Below are 26481 nucleotides of genomic sequence, written 5' to 3'. Positions count from 1 at the left end.
CTGTCTGCCCCGTCAAAAAAGCAACAGCCCCGCTGGCGGGGCTGTTGTCATGGTGGTGGCCGCTGGCCGATTAAGGGATCAGTGGCAGATCTTGTAGTAGACCTCGTTCCAGCGCAGGGTCTCCTTGAGCGCGGGGATGCGGGTGTGCTCGTCAATCACCACGAACTCTATGCCCATGATGTCGGCGAAGGTGCGCAGCTGCGCTATGTCTACCGACTGGGTGAACACAGAGTGGTGGGCGGCGCCCGCCAGGATCCAGGCCTCGGCGCTGGTCTGAAGGCTCGGCAGGGGCTTCCACAGGGCGCTCGCCACCGGCAATTTCGGCATGGCCTCTGGCAAGTCCACCACCTCCAGCTGATTGACCACCAGCCGGAAGCGATTGCCCATGTCGATGAGGCTGGCGTTGACCGCCTTGCCGGCTGGTGCAGCGAACAGCAGACGGGCAGGGTCGGCCTTCTTGCCGATCCCCAGATGCTGGGCATCCAGAAAGGGTTTGTCGGCGGCGATGGAGGGGCAGACCTCCAGCATGTGGGATCCCAGTACCAGGTTGTTGCCCGCCTCCAGGTGGTAGGTGTAGTCCTCCATGAAGGAGGTGCCGCCCGCAAGGCCTGTCCCCATCACCTTGATGGTGCGCAGCAGAGCCGCCGTCTTCCAGTCCCCTTCGGCCCCGAAGCCGAAGCCTTGTTGCATCAGGCGCTGGCAGGCCAGCCCCGGCAACTGGTGCAGGCCATAGAGATCCTCGAAGGTGGTGGTGAAGGCGCCAAAACCGCCCTCGGTGAGGAATTTTTTCATCCCCAACTCCTGGCGCGCCGCCTCGTAGAGGGACGCGCGCAGCGGCCCACCTGCCTGCACAACTTCGGTCAGGGTATAGCTCTGTTCGTACTCGGCCAGCAGCGCCTCGATAGCTGCGGCGGGCACGGTATCGATGATCTTCACCAGATCGCCGACCGGGTGATAGTTCACCTGATAGCCGAACTGGATCTGGGCTTCAATCTTGTCGCCTTCGGTGACGGCCACGTTACGCATGTTGTCGCCAAAGCGGGCGATTTTCATGTGGCGGCTGTCGTGAATGGCGGCGGCGATGCGCATCCAGTTGCCGATCTTGCTCCTGGCTTCCTCATCCTGCCAGTGGCCGACCACCACTGTGCGTGGCAGTCGCAGGCGGGCCCCCATGAAACCGAACTCGCGCCCGCCGTGGGCGGTCTGGTTCAGGTTCATGAAGTCCATGTCGATCTCGCTCCAGGGCAGATCGCGGTTGAACTGGGTGTGAAATTGCAGCAGAGGCTTTTGCAGCTGACTCAGGGCCGGGATCCACATCTTGGCGGGGGAGAAGGTGTGCATCCACACCATGAGCCCGACGCATTGCTCGCTGTGGTTGGCATCGCGAGCGACGCTGCTTATTTCATCGAGGGTAGTGCCGGTGGGCTTGAGCACTATCTTGATGGGCAGCCCGGCCCCCTCGTTGAGTTGGCTGGTCATGGTATGGGCATGATCGGCGACCTGCTTCAAGGTGGTCGCGCCATACAGGTGCTGGCTGCCGACCAGAAACCACACTTCCAGCTGTTTCATAAATTCCATGATCTTGTCCTCTTGATTGATTAAGTCTCGGTCTGGCCGTAATAGGCGTGCTTGCCATGTTTGCGCTGGTAGTGTTTCTCCAGCAGGTAGTCTGGCAGGGCGTGCGCCTCTGGGTTTATCTGGCCGGTGAGCCACGCCATGCGCGCCACCTCTTCCAGCACAACGGCGTTGTGCACCGCCTCATCCGCATCCTTGCCCCAGCTGAAGGGGCCGTGGTTGGCCACCAGCACCCCCGGCATGGTGAGAATGGGGGTCTGTTTGAGGGTCTCGACGATGAGATGACCGGTCAGCCCCTCGTAATCCTCTTCGACCTCCCTCGGGGTGAGCAGACGGGAGCAGGGGATCTCGCCGTTGAAATAGTCGGCCTGGGTGGTGCCAAAAATCGGGATGGCGCGGCACGCCTGGGCCCAGGCGGTGGCGTGGGTGGAGTGGGTGTGCACCACGCCGCCGAGTTCAGGGTAAGTGCGATAGAGCACCAGGTGGGTGGCAGTGTCGGAAGAGGGGCGCAAGGATCCTTCCACCTGCTTGCCCGCGAGATCCAGCACCACCAGGTCCTCAAGCTGCATCTTGTTGTAACTGACGCCGCTCGGCTTGATGACCACCAGACCTTGTTCCCGGTCTATGCCGCTCACGTTGCCCCAGGTGAAGGTCACCAGATGATGGCGCGGCAGATCCAGGTTGGCGGTCAGCACCTGCTCTTTGAGCGCTTTGAGGTTCATGCCAGTGCTCCCTGGTTGTAGAGGGGCTCGGCGGCATGGCTCCATTGAAGGTAACGCTGATAGAGCCGCTCATATTCGGTGACCCGCTCAGGGTGTGGCTGGTGGGTGCGCTCCACGGCGCTCGCCATGTCCCGCTGGGCATCAGCCACATCGGTGTAGATACCGGCCGCCACGGCGGCAAAGATGGCCGCCCCCAGGGCGCAGCACTGATCCGATGCCACCACCTGGATGGGGCGATTCATCACGTCGGCGCAGGTCTGCATCACAGTCGTTGATTTGCGGGCGATGCCGCCGAGCGCGATCACCTGGTCCACCGGCACCTGTTGGCTAGTCATGCACTCCATGATGCTGCGGGCACCGAAGGCGGTGGAGGCAACCAGAGCGCCGAACAAGTCGGGCGCATCCGTGCCGAGGTTGAGGCCGGTGACAGTGCCCTGCAGGCGCTGGTTGGCGTAAGGGGTGCGGCGTCCGTTGAACCAGTCGAGCACCACCGGCAGGTGAGCAAGGTCACGCTGCTGATCCCAGGCGGCGGCCAGGCTTGGCAACAGCTGCTGCTTGTGGGCCTCGATGGCGGTATAGAGCTCCGGATACTGAGCGGCGAGCCGGTCCAGCGGCCAGCTCAACTGGCGCTGATACCAGGCGTAGATGTCGCCGAACGCCGATTGTCCCGCCTCCAGTCCCACCCTGCCCGGCACCACGCTGCCATCCACCTGGCCGCAGATCCCGGCAATCGCACGATCGCCTATGGTGGCTTCGTCCGCGATCAGGATGTCGCAGGTAGAGGTGCCTATCACCTTGACCAGCGCATTGTTGCCGGCCCCGGCCCCGACCGCGCCCATGTGGCAGTCGAAGGCGCCGCCTGCCATCACCACCTCGCAGGAGAGGTGCAGCCGCTCTGCCCATTCGGGCGTCAGGGTGCCGACCGGCAGATCGGCGGTCCAGCTGTCGGTAAAGAGCGGGAAGTCGAGATCCTGGGTCAGCAGCGGATCCAGCGCATTGAGAAAATCAGCGGCTGGCAGGCCGCCCCAGCTCGGGTGCCAGAGGGACTTGTGGCCGGCGGAGCAGCGCCCGCGCTTGATATTGGCAGGGGCCTGGGTGCCGCTCAGGATGGCGGGTACCCAGTCGCACAGCTCGACCCAGTTGCAGGCGGCGGCGCGCACCGCAGCATCGCTACGGGAGACGTGCAGTATCTTGGCCCAGAACCACTCGGAGGAGTAGATGCCGCCGATGTAGCGGCTGTAGTCGGGGAACTGGCCGCCGTGGCAGAGCGCCGTGATGGCTTCTGCTTCCTCGATGGCGGTGTGATCTTTCCACAGCACGAACATGGCGTTCGGGTTGTCGGCAAACTCAGGAAGCAGGGCCAGCACCCGGCCCTCTTCATCGATGGGGGCGGGCGTCGAGCCCGTGCTGTCTACCCCTATGCCGCGCACGGCGGTGCGCTGGGCGGGAGAGAGCTGGCTCACCACCTGCACCACCGCCTGCTCCATGGACTCCAGATAGTCGAGGGGGTGGTGGCGGAACTGGTTGGTGACTGGCTGGCAGTAGTGGCCGGATTGCCAGCGCGGGTAGTAGACGACATGGGTCGCGAGTTCAGCGCCGTCGTGACAACGCACGGCGAGTGCCCTGACCGAATCGCTGCCGAAGTCGAGTCCGATGACGATGTGCTCGGACCTGGGGTGCTCAGACATATGTGCTCCTGACCATCAATGAAGGGGTAACAGGGAGGAACCATAGGAGATGCACAGAGCGGACGGTTAGCCATTGGCTGCTGGAAATATGGATTTAAACGCTGTCAGTGCAAGAGGGTGACGACCCTCCGGAATTTGATATGTGACTATTTTGCTAAATATATAGACAAAATGGCTGCAATTTCATGGCGTGATCCTGCTCTCCATTTTTTCATGTGAAAACGATTACAACTTGGTTCGCTCATCTAGCGACAACAATAACGTCATGTTTGAACGTGCTTTTATGCGGCTACGGAGTGAATCAACTGAACAGCCGCACTTCGTTGATACATGGATTGATAGAACAGTTGGAGACACTCGCATGAACAAAATAGTTAAAAGCATGATTGCAGTAGGGTTTGCCCTCGGTATAGCAAATTCTGCTTTCTCTGCTGAGGCATTGAAGCTGGGCTACCTGGTCAAGCAGCCGGAGGAACCCTGGTTCCAGACCGAATGGACCTTTGCCGACAAGGCCGGCAAGGATCTCGGTTTTGATGTCATCAAGATTGCCGTGCCCGATGGCGAGAAGACCCTCAATGCTATCGACAGCCTGGCGGCCAACGGCGCCAAGGGCTTTGTCATCTGCACCCCTGATCCCAAGCTGGGCTCGGCCATCATGGCCAAGGCCAACAGCATGGGGCTGAAAGTCATCACGGTGGACGATCAGTTCGTCAACGCCAAGGGCAAGCCCATGGAAAATGTGCCACTGGTGATGATGGCCGCCACCAAGATAGGGGAACGCCAGGGGCAGGAGCTCTACAAGGAGATGCAAAAACGCCAGTGGGACGTGAAGGCGACAGGGGTGCTTGCCATCACGGCCGATGAGCTGGATACCGCCCGTCGCCGGGTTGAGGGTTCTCTGAGCGCGCTCAAGGCCGCCGGTTTCCCCGATGCCCAGATCTATCGTGCGCCGACCAAGGCCAATGACATTCCGGGGGCACTGGACGCCGCCAACTCCATGCTGGTGCAGCATCCCGAGGTGAAGAACTGGCTCATCGTCGGCATGAATGACAACACTGTGCTCGGCGGCGTGCGCGCCACCGAAGGGCAGGGCTTCAAGGCCGGGAACGTCATAGGTATCGGTATCAATGGGGTGGATGCGGTGAACGAGCTGTCCAAGTCCAGCGCCACCGGTTTCCTCGGCTCTCTGCTGCCAAGCCCGGATGTGCACGGCTACAAGAGCATCCAGATGCTCCATGACTGGGTGGTCAATGACGTAGAGCCGGCCAAGTTCACCGAAGTGACCGACGTTGTGCTCATTACCCGCGACAACTTCAAGGTCGAGCTGCAGAAGAAAGGTCTGTGACAGGCGCGGTTTAACCCCTGACATCTCTACAGGCATGGCGCAAAACCGCCCATGCCTGTTACCTGGAGTAAACACATGGATCAGTCAGTTCCTTATCTGGAGTTTTGCGGCATCAGCAAGGAGTTTCCTGGCGTCAAGGCGCTGCAAAACGTCTCCTTTTCCTGTCACCGGGGCACAGTGCATGCGCTGATGGGCGAAAACGGCGCAGGCAAATCCACCCTGCTCAAGATACTGAGCGGCTTTCAGGCCCCCACCACAGGGGTGGTGAAGCTGGATGGCCAGGAGAGGGTGTTTCAAAACACGGTCGATGCGCTGGAGAGCGGGATCGCCATCATTTACCAAGAGTTGCATCTGGTCCCCGAGATGACCATCGCCGAGAACATCTATCTGGGTCAGCTGCCCACTCGGCACGGTGTCATCGATCGGGAAAAACTGTACCGGGATGCGACCAGACAGCTGGCGCGCCTCGGCATGGATGTGTCGCCCGAGACGCCCCTTAAATACCTGTCGCTGGGTCAGTGGCAGATGGTGGAGATCGCCAAGGCCCTGACCCGGGATGCGCATATCATCGCCTTTGACGAGCCGACCAGCAGCTTGTCGTCTCGCGAGATAGAGCAGCTGTTTCGGGTCATTCGCCAGCTGCGCGATGAGGGCAAGGTCATCTTGTATGTCTCCCATCGCATGGACGAGATCTTCGAGTTGTGTGATGCCATCACCGTCTTCAAGGATGGCCAGTTCGTGCGCACCTTTGACGCTATGGCAGAGGTCAGCCGGGATCTGCTGGTCAAGACCATGGTGGGACGCGAGCTGACGGATATCTATGGCTACAGCCCTCGTCCATTGGGGGAGCTTGGCTTGCAGGTCAACAACCTGATGGGCCCTGGCCTGAAGGCACCCATTTCGTTTGAAGTGAAACGCGGCGAAATCCTCGGCATTTTCGGTCTGGTGGGCGCCGGTCGCAGCGAGCTGATGAAGCTGATTTTTGGTGCCGACAAGATGGTGTCAGGCGAAATTTCGGTGTTCGGCAAGCCGGTGCCCATCCGCAACCCCATCGATGCCATTCACAGCGGCATCATGCTCTGTACCGAGGACAGAAAGGCACTCGGCATCATCCCCATCCACTCGGTGCAGGAGAACATCAACATCAGCGCCCGGCGCCACAAGGCGTGGGGAGGCTTCTGGATCAACCAGAAATGGGAAGACGAGAACGCGAGGCTGCGGATCCGCGACATGCGGGTCAAGACCCCGTCTCCTCATCAAGCCATCATGAACCTCTCCGGCGGCAACCAGCAGAAGGCCATTCTGGGCCGCTGGCTCTCCGAAGACATGAAGGTGATCTTGCTCGACGAGCCGACCCGCGGCATAGACGTAGGGGCAAAGAACGAGATTTACAACGTGATTTACGATCTGGCCAAGGTGGGCATCGCCGTGGTGGTGGTCTCGAGCGAGCTGCCTGAGGTGCTGGGCATTGCGGATCGGATCATGGTCATGCGGGAAGGGGTGATCGCAGGGGAACTTTCCCACCATGACGCCAATGAAATCAAGGCGCTGAACCTGGCCATGCCGGCCCGTTGATAACCCATGACAGCGATATAACAGCATCCGGAATAATCAGGAGAAATACCATGACAACAACGACTTCTGTCGGTCAGGCCGCGACTGTCTCGGCGGCCACCGGCACCAGAGTGCAACTGGCTCGAGTGTGGGATCAATACGGGATGCTGGTGATCTTCGCCATCCTGTTCCTGCTGGCCTGCGTGCTGATCCCCAACTTTGCCAGCCTGATCAACATGCGCGGCTTGGGCCTTGCGGTCTCCATGTCCGGCATGGTGGCCTGCGGCATGTTGTTCTGCCTCGCCTCCGGTGAATTCGACATGTCGGTCGGCTCGGTCGTCGCCTGTTCCGGCGTGGCCTGCGCCGTGGGGATCAACGCCACCGAGAGCATCACGGTCGGCATCCTGGCCGGCATGTCGGTCGGCGTCCTGTTTGGCCTCATCAACGGCATAGTAGTGGCCAAGTTCAAGATCAATGCCCTGATCACCACGCTGGCAACCATGCAGATGGCGCGCGGGGTGGGCTACATCATCTCGGACGGCAAGGCGGTCGGCATAGTGGAGGAGGGCTTCTTCGAACTTGGCAGTTCAGCCCTGCTGGGGATCCCGACACCTATCTGGCTGACGGCATTGTGCTTCGTGCTGTTTGGCCTGCTGCTCAACAAGACCACCTTTGGCCGCAATACCCTGGCGATGGGGGGCAATGAAGAGGCCGCCCGGCTGGCGGGGGTCAACGTGGTGCGTACCAAGATCATCATTTTTACCATGACGGGGCTGATCGCCTCCATCGCAGGCATCATACTCGCGTCGCGCATGACCTCGGGGCAGCCCATGACCTCCATCGGCTTCGAGCTGGTGGTCATCTCGGCCTGCGTGCTGGGAGGGGTCTCCATGAAGGGGGGCATTGGCAAGATCTCCTACATCATCGCCGGTGTGTTGATCCTGGGCTTGATGGAAAATGCGATGAATTTGCTCAACATCTCCCCGTTCGCCCAGTACGTGGTGCGTGGCTTGATCCTGCTCGCCGCCGTCCTGTTCGACCGCTACAAGCAGGTGCGCAAGGCACGAGTCTGACCCAGGTTTTCTCACGCCATCTCAGGCCAGCATCTCGCTGGCCTTGTTGTCTGGTCCTCCCCCGGTGCGCAGTAGGCCCGACTGTGAGCCAGTTCAATAAATTCGCACTGCGCTGGCCGTCAGATAGCGTGTTCCCAAAGCGAGTCTCTACAATGGCCCATGCCGACTTTTTTACCCAAGCGCTTTTTTGTGCCATGTCATCAATGCAAAAAGAGAAGCCAAAACAACTCAATCCCCTGTTGCCCGGATATGCCTTCGATGTCTTCCTCGTCTCTGGCATGACGCCTATCGAGCAACACAGCCCGCTCGACTTCATCATCGACCGACCTGGTGGCATGAAGGGGTTCATCGTCAACTTGACCATCAAGGGCAAGGGGCAGATCTTTCAGGGTGATCAGGCGTTCACGGTGGAGCCAGGCGACTTGCTGCTCTTCCCGCCCGCGGCCGTGCACCATTACGGCAGGGCACCGGATGCCCGGGAGTGGTATCACCGCTGGGTCTATTTCCGGCCAAGAGCCTATTGGGCCGACTGGCTCAAGTGGCCGCGGGTGGTCGCCAATGTGGGGCGCCTGAATCTGGCAGATGGTCAGTTGCTCGACGAGTTTGATGCGCTGTTTCTCGACATCGAAGAGACCCACAAACAGCTGAGGCCCATGTCGGAGCAACTGGCAATGAACCTGCTGGAGCGGCTGCTCATCCGCTGTTACGAGGCGTCCTCCCTGACGGAATATCCCGCCATTGATCACAGGGTTCACGAGGCGTGCCAGATCCTGAGCGACTCGCTTTCGGCTGAGATATCGGTCGAGGCGCTGGCCGAGCTGGTGTTTTTGTCTCCTTCGCGGCTGGCCCACCTGTTTCGCGAGCAAGTGGGGGTGAGCATAGTGCGTTGGCGCGAAGATCAGCGGATCATGCGAGCCAAGCTCCTGTTGCAGACCACGCCCATGTCGGTCGCCGCCATTGGCCAGCAGGTGGGCTATGACGATCAGCTCTACTTCTCACGGGTATTCAAGAAACGGGTCGGTGTCAGCCCGACCGAATATCGTAAATGCGCCACCCCGCTCTGACAGAGGGATTGCAGACAGAGGCGAGGCGCCAGCCAGGCGTCATCAGTGTCGTAGATGACAGATCAGGCCAGTTTTTCGAAGGTTGTACTGGCCCCCGGGAAGAGGGCCAGTGAAGGGGCTGACTTGCTCAGCGCTGGCGGGCCTTGAATCTGGGATTGCTCTTGCAGATCACGAACAGCTTGCCGCGGCGACGGACAATCTGGCAATCCGGGTGGCGGGACTTGGCTGATTTGAGGGAGGAGAGCACTTTCATGACTTGTCTTTTCCTTTGTTGAAGAATTGGCCGAAACGTTGACCAAAGCGGGCGACCTGACCCTCCTTGCCGATCTGCTTCTGCTTGCCGGTATAGAAGGGGTGCGAGGCACTGGAGACATCCAGCGTTACATAGGGATAGGTCTTGCCGTCTTCCCACAATTTGGTGCGATCTGTCTTGAGGGTGGAACCCACCAGAAAATAGGTGTTGGCGGTCAGATCGTGAAACAGGACCTGACGGTATTCGGGGTGAATGTTGGGGCGCATGATACTCGCTCTATGAATTGGTATGTTATCTTATAACAATTAAATCATGCTCCTGTTGAGAATGAATATCAACTATTTTTTAGGGCGCTATCAGGGTAGATGAAGGGGGCATGGAGCATAAAACGGGCGGGTATGAGCCGCCTGGGAGCAGGAAAACCGGTTATCTGCGACGTCACTGCAACTTTGATTGAAGGCCTGCTTGGGGAAGCAGATAATCCCTCCTTTACTTTTGATTTTTACTGTATAAAAATACAGTTATAAATCATGGAGACTTATCCTATGCGTCTGGAAATCATCATCGACAAGAAACATCAGATCCCCACCACTACCATGGAGGCGCTGCGTCAGGAGCTGCTCAAGCAGTTGGGCGAGAAGTTCCCCGACCTGCATGTGCGGGTCGCGCCGGGCGGCACCATGGCGATGACGGTCAGCCGTGCCAGCAAGGAAGACAAGGAGCTGGCGGAGGCCATGGTGCAGGAGGTGTGGGAGAATGCCGACAGCTGGATGCCGGAAAACGCCGCCTCCTGAGGCGCGATGGCTACCGCGTGAGCGTAAATAAGGCTGGACAGGCCTGAAACCGGATTATCGGATCAAATGAAACGCTGCCCTGGGCTGCGTTTTCTGTATCTGTATCTGGCTATGTTACGACTCGCACTGTTTAGCTTCTGCTGAAGACAGATGCGCTTACAATCCGGCCCACCGTTTGAGGCTGTTGACCTGCACTTTCTGGTCGGCCTGGGTTATCTCGCCATTGGCGCGAAGTGCCTTGATGGCGACAGGCAGGGCGGCGCGCACCTCGGCGGCAGTCATGCCGGCGTGAAGGGCTGGGTGATAGGCGAGCTTGAGCAGCACATAGTCGAGTCCGGTGGGGAAGCTGTCGATGCTGTTGTCGTTGAAGATGGAGGGAAACACCTTGTCAGAGTCGTTGGGCAGCCCCATCACCTGGGTGAGCTCTTCCACCACACAGTCGAGAAAACGTCCCTTGGCGCGGCTGTAATCCACGGGAATGATGATGGTGGCGCGCGCTATCTCGTAATGGGCATTGATGGCGAAATTGGCCATACAGAGCCCTTCCTTGAGCGCCGTCGTGATGGCCGCACCCTGGCCCATGGTCCGTTTGGCCCAGTTCGCCATCCGGGCACGTTCGGTCATGATGAGCGTGATGTTGGGTTTGTCGTTCACCAGGGTGATGGGGCGGCCTATGATGCCAGCCAGATGCTGGCTCTGGATCTTGACCACTTCGGTTTGCAGCGGTTTGTCGCCAAACTCGTTGATGAGCTTGAGGCGGATGGGCTGTTGCCAGCGGGCAAATCGCACGTTCTGCTCCTCGCCATACTCCCGCTTCATGGCGACTTCGAAAAAGCTGTCGATGAGATACGTATCGTTCTGCCAGCGCTCGGCGGCAGTGAGGGGCAGCGCCAGTAGCTGCGCCATCATGATCCACACTCCCGTCAGCCATCCCTTGAACATGACGGAACGGGGGCGGGGCAACAGGGTGCGGCGAAATGAGATCATGTTTCCTCCTTGAAACGGCTATCGATCAGCGAGCGGCACGCTCAAGGTCACGCCAGGTAAGCCAGAGCCTGAGATCAAACTCCAGTTGATGATAGTCCGGCTCCATGTGCTGACAGAGCTGGTAGAAGGCCTTGTTGTGATCCTTCTCTTTCAGGTGGGCCAGCTCGTGTACCACTATCATCTTCAAAAAGGCAGGGTGGGCCTCCTTGAACAAGGCGGCGATGCGGATCTCGTTCTTGGCCTTGAGCTTGTTGCCTTGCACCCGGCTGACGTAGGTGTGCAGACCGAGGGCATCCTTGATCACGTTGATCTTGTCGTCGAAGATCACCTTGGAAAGGGGCGCCGAGCTTTTGAGGTAGCGATTTTTCAACTCCATGGTGTAACCCAGCAATGCCTTGTCACTCTGGATCAGGTGACTGTCCGGGTAGCGTTTTTCCAGCATATCCCCAAGCTTGCCTGCCGCGATCAGCTGTTGTACCTGGGCCTTGAGCGGGTCTGGATAGCCCCCGAGATAGGTCAGTTCCACCATGGTTTGTCACTCGTCACATCAAAAAAGAGCGTCATTGTAGTCATCCCGCGTCGGCTTGGATAGGGCTTGCGCTTGCCCGAAACGGGTCGTGCGCCCAAACAAAAGGGCCGTCACTGCATGCAATGGCGGCCCTTTTCGGCGATGGGGCGGGATCAGCGCCTGCGATAGAGGCCCGGATCCACCTCTTCATACTGGCTCACCAGATATTGATAGAAGGCGAGACTGGATGGGGTGGTCGGTTGTTTCAGCTCGTCTGCAATCCGCTCCGGTTTGGCGATGATGAACTTGGGGCTCTGGCGCTTGATGTCGGCCAGCACCCGCTCACGCACATCGTAGGGCGGATTGACATTGGCAAAGAAGAGGTAGGCCGACGCTGGTTGGCGATCGGTCCACAGATAGTATTGCGGCTGAATGCCATCGACCCAGATCTTGTCGGTCGGGCCGGTTTCGGCCTTGATCCGGTCGACCCGCACCTGGGCTGGCGGGTTGAACGGCTTGCCCTTCAGGCTGCCCTCCCAGGCGTTGTTGAGCAACAGGGCCAGCATGGCCAGCGAGGCGAGCCAGGGGGTGGCACTGCGCACATCCCAGGCGCGCCACAGGGGCACCAGGATCAGCACGGGCAAGGCCCACAGCAGGCTGTTGCCGAGCACTTCCCGTACTCGTTCCAGCGACCACTCCTTGGTGCTCCAGCCATAACCGAGCTGCTGGGCCAGCAGCCAGCTGGCAGTCAGCACCACCAGCGAGATGCAGAGCAGACCGAGACCATCGGCCTGCTGTTCGCTGCGATCGAGCAGACAGGCGAGCGGCAGCAGGGCCAGCGGCAGATAGAGAACGTCGTAGTGATCAAACACATGGCCGGAGACAGAGTTGGCAATCAGGGTAAAGATCACGCCAAACAGGGTGGCGCACAGGGCGGGCAGATACCACTCCTGACGCCGGCCCATCATCAGGACGATGAAGGCGGGCAGCAGCATGATGAGGCCGGTGCGCAGCAGGCCTACGCTGCCCACATCCGGCGAGAAGCCTGTGCCGTAGCTGCCCTCGAAGAAGATGTCGAAGGCGTAATACTTGAATTCGGCCAGCAGGCTGTGGTGCTGGAAGTAGGCGAACAGGGGGCCGCCAATCAGGGCCAGACCCAGCAGGCTGGAAAAGAGCAGGGCGAGGGCGCAGCGCCACTGTTCGCGCAGGCACCAATGGCAGAACAGCACCAGATACCAGGCGCCCCAGAAGGCGCCGTTGTTGGTGCGCATCCAGGCCACGATGGCAAAGGTCAGCGCTGCCACCAGGGCTGGGCCCCAGCTGAAGCGTTTGTCCAGCAGCATGGTGATGAAGGCCCACTGGGCGATGAGGGCCAGGTGGAATGTCCAGTCCTCTGTCATGTTGCCGTAGTAATAGCGGGTGCTGTAGAGCGCCAGCACTGCCAGCATGGTGCCGAGGCGGGCGCGCAGGGAGAGGCCAAGCTGAGCGAATGCCTGCCAGCTGGCCAGCAGACCGAGCCAGCAGAGCGCCCACTCCAGCAGCCAGATCCCGAAGAAACCGCCCATATGATAACCGAGCGCATCGAGGGCGAAGATCATGGGGCCCTTGATGTCGATCATGTCCCGATAGAGCACGCTCCCCTCGCTCCACATCTTGCCCATCACCGCAAACAACGAGGCATCGAAACCGGGGGCCATGCCATGAAACAGCGGATTGCGCAGACAAAACAGCAATGCCAGCAGGCCGGTGAGCAGGACGACTAGCGGCCTTAGGCCCGGATTGACACGAGGAGCGGTAAAACGGATGGCATGATTCATGAGTGACCTGTTCCTGCTGGGAAGTCTCGAAAGCGGGCCTATCTTGCCGAGCCTGACTGCGCTATGCAATGGGCGAGGGTAATGTGCTTGAAATAATTTGCAAAAGTGCCGCTTCCCGGCAAGAAAGCGGCACTTTTTCTGACACAGGAAGGAGAAGCGGTAACGTGAGTCCCTTACCCGCCGACTCACGGCATGGCGTGAGGGCCGTGATACTCCACCAGCTCCGGCAGGGGGGCGAGTTCGGGCAGATAACGGGCCCAGCGGATGAAGGCATCCGCCAGCGTAATGCCGAGCTCCTGATTGTGCTGGGTCAGGGTGCGAGCCAGCGCCGTGTAGCCCTCCTTGCCGGAGGCTGTATAGGCACTGGATACACCCCGATAGATGGCGTCTGCCTCGACTGGCTGCCAGCAGCCTGGCGCGCTTTCCCACTCCAGATGGGTGATCCTGGCCCCCTTGGGACGATCAGCCTGATAACAGAAGCGCATCCCGGCTGTGTAGGGGAAGCTGCCGTTACCATTGCCCGTCACGCCGTTGTTGGTGGCGTTGTCGATGGCGCCTTCCAGCGCCTCAGCCAGCTCATGGCCATGCACCCGGTAGAGGGTGAGGGGGATGGCAAACGGGAGCAGGCGACCTGCGATGTCTGCTTCGCTCAAGGGGCCCGGCTCCAGGGAGCAGCGTACCCCCCCTGCGTTGTGCAGGGCGAAATCCACCTGACCAACCTGTTCGCGGGCACCGATCAGCATGGCGTGGGCCACCAGCGGAGCAACCTGGCTGCCGGCAGGCAGATTGGCATCGGGCAGGCGCTGATGATGGAGCGGCCCGGCGAGATGGGTCACGATGCGCTGGGTCATGGTCTCGAGCTCGGGCCGGTAGCGTTTGGCCAGATGCTGCTCGAGCTCTGAGGCCGGCTCGCAGAAGTACAGCCCTGCAGGGGGCTCTGAGGCAAACGGCCAAGGTTGCCAGGGCAACCATTCCAGTTGGCCTTGACTGCGACTCACACGTCCGCTGGCATCAAACTCCAGTTCGCATACCCCCAGGCAGAGCGCGCTGTGAGCGGCATGGAGGATAGCCACTTCGTTTACCATCAACGGATAACTGCCATCGCTCTCGAGCCCCAAGGGCGCGAGATCCCCCAGTTGACTGTGGGTGTGGCCGCCAATGATGAGGCTCAGTTCCGGAAAGCGGGCCGCAAGGCGCTTGTCTTGCTCCAGTCCCAGGTGGCTAAGCAAAATAATGTGGTGGATGCCCTCGGCCTTGATCTCGCCGATCGCGGCGGTCAGGGTGTCATCGATACCATGAAAGCGGGTATGGGGATCCGGATTGGCGATGGCGGCCATCTGCGGCAGCGTGATGCCAAGCAGCGCAAAGGGGACGCCGTCTATGATGCGTTTGTGCCAGGGACGGCTGGCATCATGAAGCATGGGCAGGCCCTGCAGGCGCAGCGGGGTATCGGCCGGTTCCTGGCTGCTGTCGAGGTTGGCAGCCAGCACGGGAAAATCGAGCTGGCGCAAAAATTCCACCAGAGGACCGTTGCCCAGATCGAACTCGTGATTGCCGATCACCATGGCATCGGGTCGCAACAGGCTCAGCAAGTCGGCATTGGCCCGTCCCTTGAAGCGGTTGAAATAGAGTGACCCCTGAAAGGTATCGCCACCGTGCAGGAACAGGCAGGTCTGGCCCGCCGCATCAGCCTGCTGGCGCAGGGCGGTGAGTCTGGTAAGAATGCGGGCATAGCCGCCACACGGGGTGCGCCATTCTGACTCGCCAACAGGGAAGAAGCGCATGGGGGCGCCATCGAAATGGGAGTGGCAGTCACTGAAATGGGCAAGTTGAACCGTAATACTCATCTCGGTCCTCCTTAGAGAAAAAGAGCACCGAGTCTACTCCAACCTCGGGGGAAGATACTAGCCCGGCAGGACGCCGGGCTAGTAAGGGAAGAGAAGGACCAAGCGTGAGCCTGCTCAGGGAACCGCGTTGGTCCAACGCAGATCTCAGGCGGGAACCATGATCTGGGTGGCGAGGATCACCACCACCAGGCCGACGGCGATCGGTACCGAGGTGCGTTTGACCACCTCGAACGGGGAGAGGTTGCCCATGCCCGCACAGGCAACCACCACGCCGGAGACAGGCGAGATGGTGCGACCCAGGTTGGAGGCTTGCAGCATGGGGATGACCAGATAGGCAGGATTGACGCCGAGGCTGGTGGCCAGGTGCGGGATCAGCTCCACGAAGGCGTAGAAGGGAGCATTGCCGGAGCCTGTGGTAAAGGCGGCCAGGGTGGTGATGACCACCAGTACCAGCATGATGACGATACCGCCGGTGCCAAAGCTCTGGGCCAGCTCCAGGAGGTTCGCGATGAAGCCCAGCCCCATCAGACCCTGGGCAAACACACCGGCACCCACCAGCAGCATGACCACGCCGGCGAAGGCGTCAGCCATGCTGCGCCAGCATACCTGCAGACCTTCGAGCAGATCCTTGCCATTGCGTTTGCGCACCAGCTCCAGCAAGGCAGCCAGCACCAGACAGATGACGATGATGGTCACTATGTCGAGTTTGGGGCCCACTTTGCCGTCAAACAGCAGCACGCCGATGATGGGGGTAAACGGCAGTATGGCGTAGAGGCCGGGAGCATCCGTGATGAGATCGCTCGGTGCGACAGGCTCGTTGTGCTCGCCCGATTTCTGGTCAAGATAACGCTGCCAGAAGAAGTGGGCGACCGCCATGGCGGCGATGGCCACCAGCGAGATGGGCAGGGTCAGCTTGAAGGCAAAGTCGAGCAGCTCCATGTTGGCGGCCTGGGCTGCCATCACGACGTCACCCGAGGTGGGCGCCAGAATGATGGCGGCCGGAGAAGCACACACAGCGGCTGCGGCGCCACGGGAGATCCCCATGTTGACCATCAGCGGGAACAGGGTGGCCATCAAGAGCACACCCAGACCGGTTGCAGAGCTCACCGCCAGCGACATGGCACAGGCCACCAGATAGGCGGCCACCAGCAGTATGTAGGGGGATTTGATGATGCCGAGCGGTTTGCTGGCCAGCTTCACCAAGATGGTGTTGGCGCCGATGTGGCTCATGTAGCCGGCAAAACCGCACAGCACCATGATCAGCATGCCCAGGCCACCGCCACGATCCACCAGCAGGAAGCGCACATATTCGAAGATATCGGTGGCAACATGGCCGGTGGAGGTGACGCTGGCGGGCAGCACCGTCTTGCCCATCAGGGCGGTAATGGTCAGCAGCAGCAAACCGCCGCTGAGCAGCACCCCGGTAGCCGAGTAGCCCTTGAAGATGTAGCGCCCCACGGTCAGGGTGACCAGGGTACCAATAAGGAGTTCCATCATAGAGTGAGTTCCTGAGTACGAAATGAAGGTGGATGCATTTCATGGGTTAACTTGGCGGTTAATCTGGTCAATTGCGGAAAGCATCAACAGAAAACTCGGCGATTATTATCTAATAAGGGGTAACTCACCATGATGTTGGTCATCACTTGTGATCTCGCTTGCAAATCAATGGGGACGCGGGGTTGCGACTTGTCTGGCTGGCACATAGTCTTTGTGACGGGAGTAGATGACTGCCGACGGGAACGCGGTTAATCTCTTGTTTCGTCTATTAATACGTTGATTATTAATTAAAATAACACTCCAGTCATCAACGAGGTCAAGGCAGCATAAATGGGCATGGTCAGCAAAGTTTTCATGGTAGCACTCTTGCTCCATGCTGCTACGGTCGGGGCCGAAATGTCGCATTATGCCGGCATCAAGGTGGAGCCGGATATCAAGGTGGATTTCCAGTTTTATCGGGTGTTTGGGCAGGATGTCGCCAGTGTGGCCCGGCAGATAGCAAAACAGGGGCCTGCCCAGGCCAGAGGCCATATTGGCATGGCCAGTTACCAACTTTCCTGGCAACTGCAGACCCGCCCCGGGGTGAGCCGCTGCGAGCTGGAACAGGTCAAGGTCATGACCCGCATCAAGGTGATGGTGCCGAACTGGATGGACAAGGCCAGAGCTTCCGCCGCCGAGCGGCAAAAATGGGACGCGCTGGTGGGTGCCATGTTCGACTACGAGAGCCGCCACAAGGACATACTGCTGGAGAGCGTCAGCCTGCTTGGCATCAAGCTGGTACAACTGCCGGTGGCGCGCGATTGCGCCGCCCTGCAATATAGGGCCTGGCAGCAGGGGCAGGAGGTGCTTGCCAGCACCCGTGAGCGTTTCACTCTGTTGCAGCAGCAGACCGATCATGGCCGCAAACTTGGGCTGGTCTGGCCCAAAGGCATCTAGCACATCGACATGCATGACAAGCAATAAAAACGGGCTCCCATCGGGGAGCCCGTTTTTATTGTATCCAAGCCGTCAGCTGCACCAATGGGCTAATTGAGGGGCTTGCCCTTGAGCAGTTTGCGTATCCAGTAGCGGGCAGGATGAAGCGCTTCCAGCAGGTCGGTGGCCAGTGGCAAGGGATCGCCGCAGATCTCGCTGGCGAGCAGTTCGCCGCACAGAGGCGCCGAGCACAGGCCCCGCGAACCGAGTGCCCCTAGCACGTAGAGGCCCGGATGAAGCGGCAGTGGTGCAGCGTTTTGCTGATCACGCAGAAGCCGGGCGTAGTGATCCGCCAACCCTGCCAACCTGACTACCGGCCCAGCCACCGGCAGGTGATCCCGGCTGGCGCAGCGCACGCCGACCCTGGCCTCATTGCTGCTTACATCCACCTCTGCTGGCCAGGCCTGGTCCGGCAGGCAGGCTTGCAGCCGAGCCTGGTTCTGAGCTTGTTCTTCTGCACTGAATGCCTGTGTGCTCTGATTGCGGCCATAGCTGGCGCCGATGCAGTGTTCTGCATCATGGGCTGGCGTGAGATAGCCATCGTAACAGAGCACCGTCTTGAGCTGGCTCAGGGTTGCAGTGGTCGGCATATGGCTCACCTGACCGCGCACCGGATAGAGCGGCAGCTCGGCAAAGGGGAGCAGGGCTGGCAACTGATGACCAGCGGCCACTACCAGATTGGGTGCCTGCCATTGACGACCCTCACGGCTTGCAATCAGCCAGCCATCCACTTGCTCATGAATAGCCGTGACAGGGCAATCGTATTCCACTTGCAGCAGACCGCTTGCCTGCGCCTCCTTTATTGCTGCGCGGGTGAGATCGGCCGGACAGAGCCAGCCCCCCAACGGATAGCTGACCCCGACATGACCCGAGGGCAGACCACATTCGTGTTCGGCTTCAACGGTCGTCAGCGGGCGCATCAACGCGGGCGGGAAGGGGCCCAGTTGCATCTTGGCCAGCTTGGCGGTGGATTTGTCGTCATAGCCAAGCTGCACTACACCGCATAAATCAAAGGCGATGGGATGGCGCTCGGCCAGGGTCAGCAGCCGTTGGCGTGCATAGCCGAAGGCCAGTGAATAAAAGCGTGACAAGGCATCGTGCTCGCCGTTGAGCAGGGGATAGAGTGCCCCCTGTCGATTGCCGGAGGCACCGGTCGCCAGTTCATTGTCGTCGCAAAGCAGAGTGACCTTGCGGCCCCGCTCTACCAGAGAGAGCGCCGTCATGGCCGAGGCGATGCCGCCGCCGATGATCACTACCTCGCCGTCTCGCCCCGCCGGTCTGGCATACCAGGGGGCAATGGTGCGCTGTGGTCTCTTGTCTACCCGCTCGCCTGCCAGCATTGCCCACTTGCTGCCATGGCCCTTGACCTTCTTCATGGCAAAGCCGGCGGCAATCAGGCCACGACGCACGAAGCCGGCGCTGGTAAAGGTGGAGATGGTTGCACCGGGACGAGCAAGGCGAGCGAGGCCGTCGAACAAGTCTTGTGTCCACATCTCGGGATTTTTTGCCGGTGCGAATCCATCCAGATACCAGGTATCCACCAGCCCCTGTTCACCATGAGGTACTTGCGGCAGCATCTCCTTGATGTCCCCAAGCCAGAGATCGAGTCGAATGCGGCCGCCCGCAAAGTGCAGACGATGGCAGCCAGGGACGGGCAGTGGCCACTGTGCTATGAGTGCCTGACTGAAGGGGGCAAGCTCGGGCCAGGCGGCCAGCGCCTTGCGAAGATCGTCCCGGGTGAGGGGGAATTTTTCGAAACTGATGAAGTGCAGACGGGCGCCGTTGCCGGTTTGGGGTGCCTGTTCCATGAAGGCTTTCATTGTCGCCAGAAAGTTAAGGCCTGTGCCGAAACCTGTTTCACCTATCACGAAACTGTCACTATTGTGGTGCGAAAATCGCGCTGGCAACCCATTTTGCTGCAAAAAGACGTAGCGGGTTTCACTTAGACCGTTATCATTGGAAAAGTACACATCCCCGAAGTCACTGGAGACTGGAGTTCCCGCTTCATTCCAGTCCAATCGGGCATGATGTAAGGATGTTTGACTCACGTTTCCCTCTGCTCGCGTCATAAGAACGCGGGCATTCTACGTGAAAGCAGACCAGTTTGGCAGCCGAAAGCGGGTAGACTTGGCGCCAGTTTTTCCAGACGAGATGAATTAATGAGAAGAGCAGTGATCACCGGTATCGGCGTCATCTCCAGTATCGGCAACAACAAGGAAGAAGTGCTGGCCTCCCTGAAAGCAGGTAAATCCGGCATCACCTATTCCGAGCAGTTCGAGCAGCACAGCCTGCGCAGCCGTGTCTGGGGTAACATCAAACTCGAGCCGTCTGAACTGATCGACCGTAAAGTCATGCGTTTCATGGGTGACGCTGCGGCCTATGCCTATCTCTCCATGCAACAGGCCATTGAAGATGCCGGTCTGGCGGAAGATCAGGTTTCCAACGAGCGTACCGGCCTGGTGGTCGGTTCAGGTGGTGCCTCCGGCAAGAACACCTCGGAATCTGTAGACATCGCCCGCGAGAAAGGGGTAAAGCGTGTTGGCCCTTACATGGTGCCGCGCACCATGTCTTCCACCACCTCTGCCTGCCTGGCGACGCCGTTCCAGATCAAGGGTGTCAACTACTCCATCAGCTCCGCCTGCGCCACCTCTGCGCATTGCATCGGTCACGCCATGGAGCTGATCCAGCTGGGCAAACAGGATGTGGTCTTCGCTGGTGGTGGTGAAGAGCTGGACTGGTCATCCACCATACAGTTCGACGCCATGGGCGCCCTGTCCACCAAGTACAACGACACGCCGGAAAAAGCGTCCCGTACCTATGATGCAAACCGCGACGGTTTCGTTATCTCCGGTGGCGGCGGCATTCTGGTGGTCGAGGAGCTGGAACACGCCCTGGCCCGTGGTGCTCACATCTATGCCGAGCTGACCGGTTACGGTGCCACCTCTGATGGCTACGACATGGTTGCCCCGAGCGGTGAAGGTGCGGTGCGTTGCATGAAGATGGCGATGCAAGGTGTGGGTAAGGTTGACTACATCAACACCCACGGCACCTCCACGCCGGTCGGTGATACCAAAGAGCTGGAAGCCATCCAGACCCTGTTTGGCACCCAGGGCCCCAAGATCTCCGCCACCAAAGCGATGACCGGCCATGCGCTGGGCGCTGCTGGCGTGCATGAAGCTGTCTACTCCTTGCTGATGATGGAACATGGCTTTATCGCCCCCAGCATCAACATCGAGACCCTGGACGAGAAGGCCGAAGGTCTGCCCATAGTACGCGAGTACGAAGCGGCCGATCTCAATACCGTCATGTCCAACAGCTTCGGCTTTGGCGGTACCAACGCATCACTGGTATTCAGCAAGTTCAAGGCTTGATGAATCGATGATGTGAAAAAAGGCGCCGAAAGGCGCCTTTTTTATTGGCTGCGGGGCGACCCTCAAGCAGGGTCTGGCAGGGGCCGCCGCATGTAAACGGCGCCTTCACCATATTCGTTAAGTGGTTTGGGTGTAGCGGCAGGGACAAAGCCCTGTTTGTGCCAGAAACGAGCCGCGCCCTGTACCGCTACCAGACCTATATGTTCATAACCTTCCTCACTGGCAAAGGTAAGGGCGGTCTCCAGCAGCAGCTGGCCAACGCCCTTGCCGCGCGCCTGCTTTGAGACGGCCAGGTCGTGCAGATAGAACTCGTCGTTTCCCGCCAGGGTCTGCATCCGTACCGACAGGGACGGTGGCTGGTGGGCTTGCCAGGGATGGCAGAGCAGGTAACCCAGCACCTTGCCCTGATATTCGGCCACCCAGCAGCAGTCGGGAGCCAGGTCGGCCTTGTTGCTCATGACCTCGAGGGGCTCAGGATCCAGCTGCTGATAGCACTCGTCCTGAATAGCCATGATAGTGGGCCAGTCGTTGGCCCTGGTGGTACGGATCGTGATCATAGTGAGAGGGCATCGCTGCCTGGGTACGCTGATTAATTAATGTGTGCGTTTGCCAGCCTATCAGAATGCGGCCAGGAACTGAACAATCATTTCCAAACGATGCCTTTGATGGCAAGCCTTTTATCGGGCTGCCTGCTTGCTGACGATGTTGATCAGGCGATAACGCAGGGAGGGGGCATCCGCCGGTACATCGGTGAGCTGCTCCTTGCTGACGGTCAAGCGATACCGGTAGCCGGGTTCAAACTGAAATCCTTCAATCTGTTGGTAGAAGAGGCTCCAGGCTTGCTGTTCATCGCTGCGAACCTGCATGCACTGCATGGGGCCGACACCGACGCAGTCAATCAGCTGGCTGTTGATGTAGAGGGTTTCCCCTTGTGACGGGGCGGGGGCGCTCTGGCAAGCGGTGAGCAGCAGGGCGGCACTAAGGAAGAGTGGTCTCATGATGGACTCCTTTTGATCGAAAAGGGGCATTAGAGCGGCAAATAAAAAGGCGGTCAATGACCGCCTTGGTAACAAACCATGTCGACTCAGGGCATCAGCGCTGATCGATAGGAGTGAATTCCCGCAGTGCCTGCCCTGTATAGAGCTGACGCGGACGACCGATCTTCTGATCCGGATCCGAGTGCATTTCGTTCCAGTGGGCAATCCAGCCGATGGTACGGGAGATGGCGAAGATCACGGTGAACATGGACATGGGGATGCCGATGGCCTTCATGATGATGCCGGAGTAGAAGTCCACGTTCGGGTAGAGCTTCTTCTCGATGAAGTAGGGGTCGGACAGCGCAATGCGTTCCAGCTCCATGGCCACTTCCAGCAGCGGATCCTTGATCTGCAGCTCTTCCAGCACTTCGTGACAGGTCTGACGCATCACCTGGGCACGGGGATCGTGGTTCTTGTAGACACGGTGACCGAAACCCATCAGACGGAAGGGATCGTTCTTGTCCTTGGCCTTGGCGATGTACTCGGGAATGCGTTCCACCGAGCCGATCTCTTCGAGCATCTTGAGGCAAGCTTCGTTGGCACCACCGTGGGCCGGACCCCACAGGGAGGCGATCCCGGCGGCAATACAGGCAAACGGGTTGGCACCGGAGGAGCCGGCCAGACGCACTGTGGAGGTGGAGGCGTTTTGCTCGTGATCCGCATGCAGGGTAAAGATGCGGTCCATGGCGCGTTCGACGATGGGATTGACCTTGTACTCTTCGGTCGGCACGCCAAACATCATGTGCAGGAAGTTGCCGGCATAGGAGAGGGCGTTACGCGGCTGCATGAACGGCTGACCGATGGAGTACTTGTAGCACATGGCGGCCAGGGTCGGCATCTTGGAGAGCAGACGGAAGGCACAGATCTCGCGATGCTCTTCATTGTTGATGTCGAGCGCATCGTGATAGAAGGCAGACAGCGCACTGACCACGCCGCACATGATGGCCATGGGGTGGGAGTCACGACGGAAGCCGCGGAAGAAGAAGGCGATCTGTTCGTGCACCATGGTATGGCGGGTGACCAGACGATCGAATTCCGTGTACTGCGCCTTGGTGGGTGCCTCGCCGTACAGCAGGATATAGCAGACTTCGAGGTAGCTGGCCTGGGTGGCCAACTGGGCGATGGGGTAACCACGGTGCAGCAAGACACCCTGATCGCCGTCGATATAGGTAATGGATGATTTACAAGCACCGGTTGCCATAAATCCGGGGTCAAAGGTGAAGTACCCTTGCGCGCCCAATTTTCTGACGTCAATCACGTCGGGTCCGACAGTCCCTGACAGGATCGGTAGTTCTACCGGGTCTTTACCGGGCAGATGTAGGGTGGCTATCTTATCAGCCATAGCACGTCTCCTTTGCTCTTTTATAATTGGTTCCAGCTCTACTTTATTACGAGTTTGATGACGCTGGCAAAGGTTCTGACCCGTACCAGGGCGGCTGGAGCGCCTTATTTGAAACAGAGTTCAGGGTCGTTGTCAATTTTGCTGGATGATCATTAATGATTTGTTAAATGAGTTGTGAGATCTGGTTTACGGTTTTGAGTTTTCTTTGTAGCTAATTGATTGTCATTGGTTAAGCCCGCCGATATACTGCGCCTCGTGGGTGATGGCTGTCGGTGTTTGAAACGCTTTCGCAAAGCCGGATGTGATATTGAAAATGTTATTTTTGGCTTTCCCGAGTTGTTTTGGTAACAAAAACCTAACAAATGCCACTCCGTGCCCTCATAAGCGTGTAAAAACAATAACTAACGTGCTCAATGGAGCTGAGTGGGCAAAGCCGTGAAAAATAAACAGAGACCTGTAAACCTCGACCTACAGACGATCAGCTTTCCTGTCACCGCCATCGCTTCCATCTTGCATCGTGTCTCAGGGGTGATCACCTTTGTGGCGCTCTCTATCTTGCTGTGGATGCTTGGTACTTCACTCGCCTCTCCCGAAGGATTTGAAACAGTGTTGTCCATCATGGACAACTTCCTGGTCAAATTCGTGTTGTGGGGGATCCTGACTGCGCTGGCTTACCACATTGTGGGCGGTTTGCGTCACCTGGTCATGGACATGGGCTATTGGGAAGAGCTGGAATCCGGTAATCAGAGTGCCCGTGTGGCCTTCGTGATTACCGCGATTTTGGCGGTATTGGCGGGGGTACTGGTATGGTAACCAATTCTGCAACATTCGGGCGCAGCGGTGTTCATGATTACATCCTGATCCGCGCCACCGCCCTCATCATGACGGCTTACGTCCTCTATCTGGTTGGTTTTGTCGCCTTCAATGACATCAGCTACGAGGTATGGACCGGCTTTTTCGCCAAAACTTTCACCAAGGTATTCACCCTGTTGACCCTGCTGTGCGTACTGATCCACGCCTGGATTGGTCTGTGGCAGGTGCTGACTGACTATATCAAGCCGGTGGGACTGCGTGGCGCACTGCAATTTGCGCTGGTCGTGGTGCTGTTTGTCTATCTGATGACTGGTTTCGTCGTGCTGTGGGGTGTGTAAGGTGACTATTCCAACTCGTGAATTTGATGCGGTCGTGATCGGCGCCGGTGGTGCCGGTATGCGCGCCGCGCTGCAGATTGCCCAATCCGGCAAGAGCTGCGCTCTGTTGTCCAAGGTCTTCCCGACCCGTTCTCATACTGTTTCCGCTCAGGGCGGGATCACGGTTGCGCTGGGCAATGCCCACGATGACAACTGGCAATGGCACATGTATGACACCGTCAAAGGCTCCGATTACATCGGTGACCAGGAAGCGATCGAATACATGTGCAAGACAGGCCCCGAGGCCATCTATGAGCTGGAGAACATGGGCTTGCCCTTCTCCCGTTTCGACAACGGCTCCGTTTACCAGCGTCCGTTTGGTGGCCAGTCCAAGAATTTTGGAGGCGAGCAGGCGGCCCGTACTGCGGCGGCTGCTGACCGTACCGGTCACGCCCTGCTGCACACCCTCTATCAACAGAACGTCAAGAGCAAGACCACCGTCTTCTCCGAGTGGTATGCGCTGGATCTGGTGAAAAACCAGGATGGTCACATCGTTGGCTGTACCGCCATCGACATGGAGAGCGGCGAAGTCGTCTACTTCAAGGCCAAGGCCACAGTGCTTGCCACCGGCGGCGCCGGTCGCATCTACCAGTCCACCACCAATGCCCACATCAACACCGGTGACGGTGTCGGCATGGCGCTGCGCGCTGGCGTCGGCGTACAGGACATGGAGTTCTGGCAGTTCCACCCGACCGGCATCGCCGGTGCCGGGGTGCTGGTGACCGAAGGTTGCCGTGGTGAAGGTGGCTATCTGCTGAACAAGGATGGCGAGCGCTTCATGGAGCGTTACGCGCCGAACGCCAAGGATCTGGCCGGTCGCGATGTGGTGGCTCGTTCCATCATGATCGAAATCCGCGAAGGCCGTGGTTGCGATGGTCCCTGGGGCCCGCACATCAAGCTCAAGCTGGATCACCTCGGCAAAGAGGTGCTGGAATCCCGTCTGCCAGGGATCTGCGAGCTCTCTCGCACCTTCGCCCACGTGGATCCGGTCAAAGAGCCCATCCCGATTATCCCGACCTGCCACTACATGATGGGCGGCGTGCCGACCAACGTGAACGGCCAGTGTCTGGCCCAGGATAAAGACGGCAATGACGTTCCTGTGGTCGGTTTGTTTGCGGTAGGGGAGATAGCCTGCGTCTCCGTGCACGGTGCCAACCGCCTCGGCGGCAACTCGCTGCTGGATCTGGTGGTGTTTGGCCGCGCGGCCGGCATGCACCTGGTCAATACCCTGGGCGAGATGGACCACGGTCGCGATGCCAGCGAATCTGACATCGACGCTGCCATGGCCCGCTTCAATCGCTGGGAAAACACCCGCGATGGGGAAGACCCGGTCCAGATCCGCAAGGACCTGCAGACCTGCATGCAGAACAACTTCTCCGTGTTCCGTGAAGGTGACGCCATGGCCGAAGGGCTGGCCGAGCTCAAGCTTATCCGCGAGCGTTTGAAGAATGCCCGTCTGGACGACACTTCCAAGGAGTTCAATACCCAGCGCATCGAGTGCCTGGAGCTGGACAACCTGATGGAGACGGCGTTCGCCACCGCGGTGGCGGCCAACTTCCGTACCGAGAGTCGTGGTGCTCACAGCCGCTTCGATTTCCCGGATCGCGACGATGAGGGTTGGCTGTGCCACAGCCTCTATCATCCGGACACCGAGTCCATGACCCGTCGCGCTGTCAACATGTCTCCGAAAACACGCGAGGCATTCCCACCCAAGGTGCGGACTTACTGACCGATGGTGGAGACAAGCACCATGAAGGACACATTATCGGCGTATCGCTACATTCGCCGGTCTGTGAAGAGGTGGGAGGCATTCCCATCTCTCTTCTCCAAGGTGCGGACTTA

At 59.2% G+C, this 26481-nt stretch carries 24 protein-coding genes; 10 read left to right on the top strand and 14 right to left on the bottom strand.

Features of this window, described 5'->3' with window-relative positions; all coding sequences use genetic code 11:
- Positions 1 to 78: 78 nt before the first annotated feature.
- Genes araA through GWQ31_RS06170 form a run of 3 tightly spaced genes read right to left on the bottom strand, consistent with a single transcriptional unit; the run spans position 79 to position 3985 of the window.
- Positions 79 to 1578 carry an L-arabinose isomerase gene (araA, locus tag GWQ31_RS06180; RefSeq protein WP_275908905.1) on the bottom strand — a complete coding sequence of 500 codons (1500 nt, stop codon included), beginning with the start codon at positions 1576 to 1578 and terminating at the stop codon, positions 79 to 81.
- Between the two features lie 20 nt (positions 1579 to 1598).
- Positions 1599 to 2297, bottom strand: coding sequence for an L-ribulose-5-phosphate 4-epimerase (locus GWQ31_RS06175; RefSeq protein WP_275908904.1), 699 nt, complete (start codon positions 2295 to 2297; stop codon positions 1599 to 1601).
- The gene (locus GWQ31_RS06170; protein WP_275908903.1) at positions 2294 to 3985 is read right to left on the bottom strand and encodes a ribulokinase; all 1692 of its coding nucleotides are present in this window, start codon (positions 3983 to 3985) and stop codon (positions 2294 to 2296) included. Before GWQ31_RS06170 ends, GWQ31_RS06175 begins: the two co-directional genes overlap by 4 nt.
- 361 nt (positions 3986 to 4346) lie before the next feature.
- Between GWQ31_RS06170 and GWQ31_RS06165 the strand changes: the two genes are divergently transcribed.
- The 4 genes from GWQ31_RS06165 (at position 4347) to araC (ending at position 9021) form a co-directional block, all read left to right on the top strand.
- Entirely contained in the window at positions 4347 to 5330 is a 984-nt protein-coding gene (locus GWQ31_RS06165) for an arabinose ABC transporter substrate-binding protein (protein ID WP_059169096.1), read from the top strand.
- Positions 5331 to 5405: 75 nt separating this feature from the next.
- Entirely contained in the window at positions 5406 to 6905 is a 1500-nt protein-coding gene (gene araG / locus GWQ31_RS06160; protein ID WP_275908902.1) for an L-arabinose ABC transporter ATP-binding protein AraG, read from the top strand.
- A gap of 50 nt (positions 6906 to 6955) precedes the next feature.
- A complete protein-coding gene (gene araH, locus GWQ31_RS06155) occupies positions 6956 to 7957 on the top strand; it encodes an L-arabinose ABC transporter permease AraH (protein ID WP_017412388.1) in 1002 nt (333 codons plus the stop codon).
- A gap of 152 nt (positions 7958 to 8109) precedes the next feature.
- On the top strand, positions 8110 to 9021 hold the full coding sequence (gene araC, locus GWQ31_RS06150) for an arabinose operon transcriptional regulator AraC (RefSeq protein ID WP_265461453.1): 912 nt from the start codon (positions 8110 to 8112) through the stop codon (positions 9019 to 9021).
- Between the two features lie 127 nt (positions 9022 to 9148).
- On the opposite strand, the gene ykgO is transcribed toward araC, so the two are convergent.
- Together ykgO and GWQ31_RS06140 are read right to left on the bottom strand one after the other, a co-directional pair.
- Positions 9149 to 9274 (bottom strand): type B 50S ribosomal protein L36, encoded by a 126-nt coding sequence (gene ykgO / locus GWQ31_RS06145; RefSeq protein ID WP_005300174.1) that lies wholly within the window; start codon positions 9272 to 9274, stop codon positions 9149 to 9151.
- Positions 9271 to 9540, bottom strand: a complete 270-nt coding sequence (locus GWQ31_RS06140) for a type B 50S ribosomal protein L31 (protein ID WP_021140431.1) — start codon at positions 9538 to 9540, stop codon at positions 9271 to 9273. The genes ykgO and GWQ31_RS06140 overlap by 4 nt, the downstream gene beginning before the upstream one ends.
- 279 nt (positions 9541 to 9819) lie before the next feature.
- On the opposite strand from GWQ31_RS06140, the gene GWQ31_RS06135 reads away from it, so the two are divergent.
- Positions 9820 to 10068 carry a DinI family protein gene (locus GWQ31_RS06135; RefSeq protein WP_265421396.1) on the top strand — a complete coding sequence of 83 codons (249 nt, stop codon included), beginning with the start codon at positions 9820 to 9822 and terminating at the stop codon, positions 10066 to 10068.
- Positions 10069 to 10224: 156 nt separating this feature from the next.
- Here the strand turns inward: GWQ31_RS06135 and GWQ31_RS06130 are convergent, their stop codons facing one another.
- The 5 genes from GWQ31_RS06130 to dcuC all read right to left on the bottom strand — a co-directional run bounded on the left by GWQ31_RS06130 (position 10225) and on the right by dcuC (position 16724).
- Positions 10225 to 11010, bottom strand: coding sequence for a DUF2927 domain-containing protein (locus GWQ31_RS06130; protein ID WP_275908963.1), 786 nt, complete (start codon positions 11008 to 11010; stop codon positions 10225 to 10227).
- Positions 11011 to 11080: 70 nt separating this feature from the next.
- Positions 11081 to 11584 (bottom strand): M48 family metallopeptidase, encoded by a 504-nt coding sequence (locus tag GWQ31_RS06125; protein WP_275908901.1) that lies wholly within the window; start codon positions 11582 to 11584, stop codon positions 11081 to 11083.
- A 152-nt stretch (positions 11585 to 11736) separates the two neighbouring features.
- Positions 11737 to 13380 carry a hypothetical protein gene (locus GWQ31_RS06120; RefSeq protein ID WP_275908900.1) on the bottom strand — a complete coding sequence of 548 codons (1644 nt, stop codon included), beginning with the start codon at positions 13378 to 13380 and terminating at the stop codon, positions 11737 to 11739.
- 185 nt (positions 13381 to 13565) lie between these two features.
- A complete protein-coding gene (locus tag GWQ31_RS06115) occupies positions 13566 to 15227 on the bottom strand; it encodes a bifunctional metallophosphatase/5'-nucleotidase (protein ID WP_275908899.1) in 1662 nt (553 codons plus the stop codon).
- Between the two features lie 144 nt (positions 15228 to 15371).
- On the bottom strand, positions 15372 to 16724 hold the full coding sequence (dcuC, locus tag GWQ31_RS06110; protein ID WP_275908898.1) for an anaerobic C4-dicarboxylate transporter DcuC: 1353 nt from the start codon (positions 16722 to 16724) through the stop codon (positions 15372 to 15374).
- A gap of 336 nt (positions 16725 to 17060) precedes the next feature.
- On the opposite strand from dcuC, the gene GWQ31_RS06105 reads away from it, so the two are divergent.
- Positions 17061 to 17660, top strand: a complete 600-nt coding sequence (locus GWQ31_RS06105; protein ID WP_275908897.1) for a DUF922 domain-containing protein — start codon at positions 17061 to 17063, stop codon at positions 17658 to 17660.
- An 89-nt stretch (positions 17661 to 17749) separates the two neighbouring features.
- Here the strand turns inward: GWQ31_RS06105 and mnmC are convergent, their stop codons facing one another.
- Positions 17750 to 19768 carry a bifunctional tRNA (5-methylaminomethyl-2-thiouridine)(34)-methyltransferase MnmD/FAD-dependent 5-carboxymethylaminomethyl-2-thiouridine(34) oxidoreductase MnmC gene (gene mnmC, locus GWQ31_RS06100; protein ID WP_275908896.1) on the bottom strand — a complete coding sequence of 673 codons (2019 nt, stop codon included), beginning with the start codon at positions 19766 to 19768 and terminating at the stop codon, positions 17750 to 17752.
- Positions 19769 to 19858: 90 nt separating this feature from the next.
- Here mnmC and fabB point away from each other — a divergent pair, with 90 nt between their 5' ends.
- Entirely contained in the window at positions 19859 to 21070 is a 1212-nt protein-coding gene (gene fabB, locus GWQ31_RS06095; protein ID WP_265421402.1) for a beta-ketoacyl-ACP synthase I, read from the top strand.
- A gap of 62 nt (positions 21071 to 21132) precedes the next feature.
- Here the strand turns inward: fabB and GWQ31_RS06090 are convergent, their stop codons facing one another.
- The 3 genes from GWQ31_RS06090 to GWQ31_RS06080 form a co-directional block, all read right to left on the bottom strand.
- On the bottom strand, positions 21133 to 21627 hold the full coding sequence (locus tag GWQ31_RS06090; protein ID WP_265421403.1) for a GNAT family N-acetyltransferase: 495 nt from the start codon (positions 21625 to 21627) through the stop codon (positions 21133 to 21135).
- A 120-nt stretch (positions 21628 to 21747) separates the two neighbouring features.
- Positions 21748 to 22068 carry a DUF4377 domain-containing protein gene (locus GWQ31_RS06085; RefSeq protein WP_058394625.1) on the bottom strand — a complete coding sequence of 107 codons (321 nt, stop codon included), beginning with the start codon at positions 22066 to 22068 and terminating at the stop codon, positions 21748 to 21750.
- Between the two features lie 94 nt (positions 22069 to 22162).
- Positions 22163 to 23449, bottom strand: a complete 1287-nt coding sequence (locus GWQ31_RS06080; protein ID WP_159166252.1) for a citrate synthase — start codon at positions 23447 to 23449, stop codon at positions 22163 to 22165.
- Between the two features lie 423 nt (positions 23450 to 23872).
- Between GWQ31_RS06080 and sdhC the strand changes: the two genes are divergently transcribed.
- From sdhC to sdhA, 3 genes are read left to right on the top strand one after another with little or no spacing between them, the layout of a single operon-like run.
- Positions 23873 to 24262 (top strand): succinate dehydrogenase cytochrome b556 subunit, encoded by a 390-nt coding sequence (gene sdhC / locus GWQ31_RS06075; RefSeq protein WP_265461458.1) that lies wholly within the window; start codon positions 23873 to 23875, stop codon positions 24260 to 24262.
- A complete protein-coding gene (sdhD, locus tag GWQ31_RS06070; protein ID WP_005310895.1) occupies positions 24256 to 24600 on the top strand; it encodes a succinate dehydrogenase, hydrophobic membrane anchor protein in 345 nt (114 codons plus the stop codon). The genes sdhC and sdhD overlap by 7 nt, the downstream gene beginning before the upstream one ends.
- A 1-nt stretch (position 24601) precedes the next feature.
- Positions 24602 to 26368 (top strand): succinate dehydrogenase flavoprotein subunit, encoded by a 1767-nt coding sequence (sdhA, locus tag GWQ31_RS06065; RefSeq protein WP_034524204.1) that lies wholly within the window; start codon positions 24602 to 24604, stop codon positions 26366 to 26368.
- Positions 26369 to 26481: the final 113 nt, after the last annotated feature.

Source organism: Aeromonas sp. 2MA4 (genome assembly GCF_029237305.1).
In the GTDB taxonomy this organism is placed as follows: Bacteria; Pseudomonadota; Gammaproteobacteria; order Enterobacterales; family Aeromonadaceae; genus Aeromonas; species Aeromonas salmonicida.
This window is presented reverse-complemented; position numbering and strand designations above follow the sequence as displayed.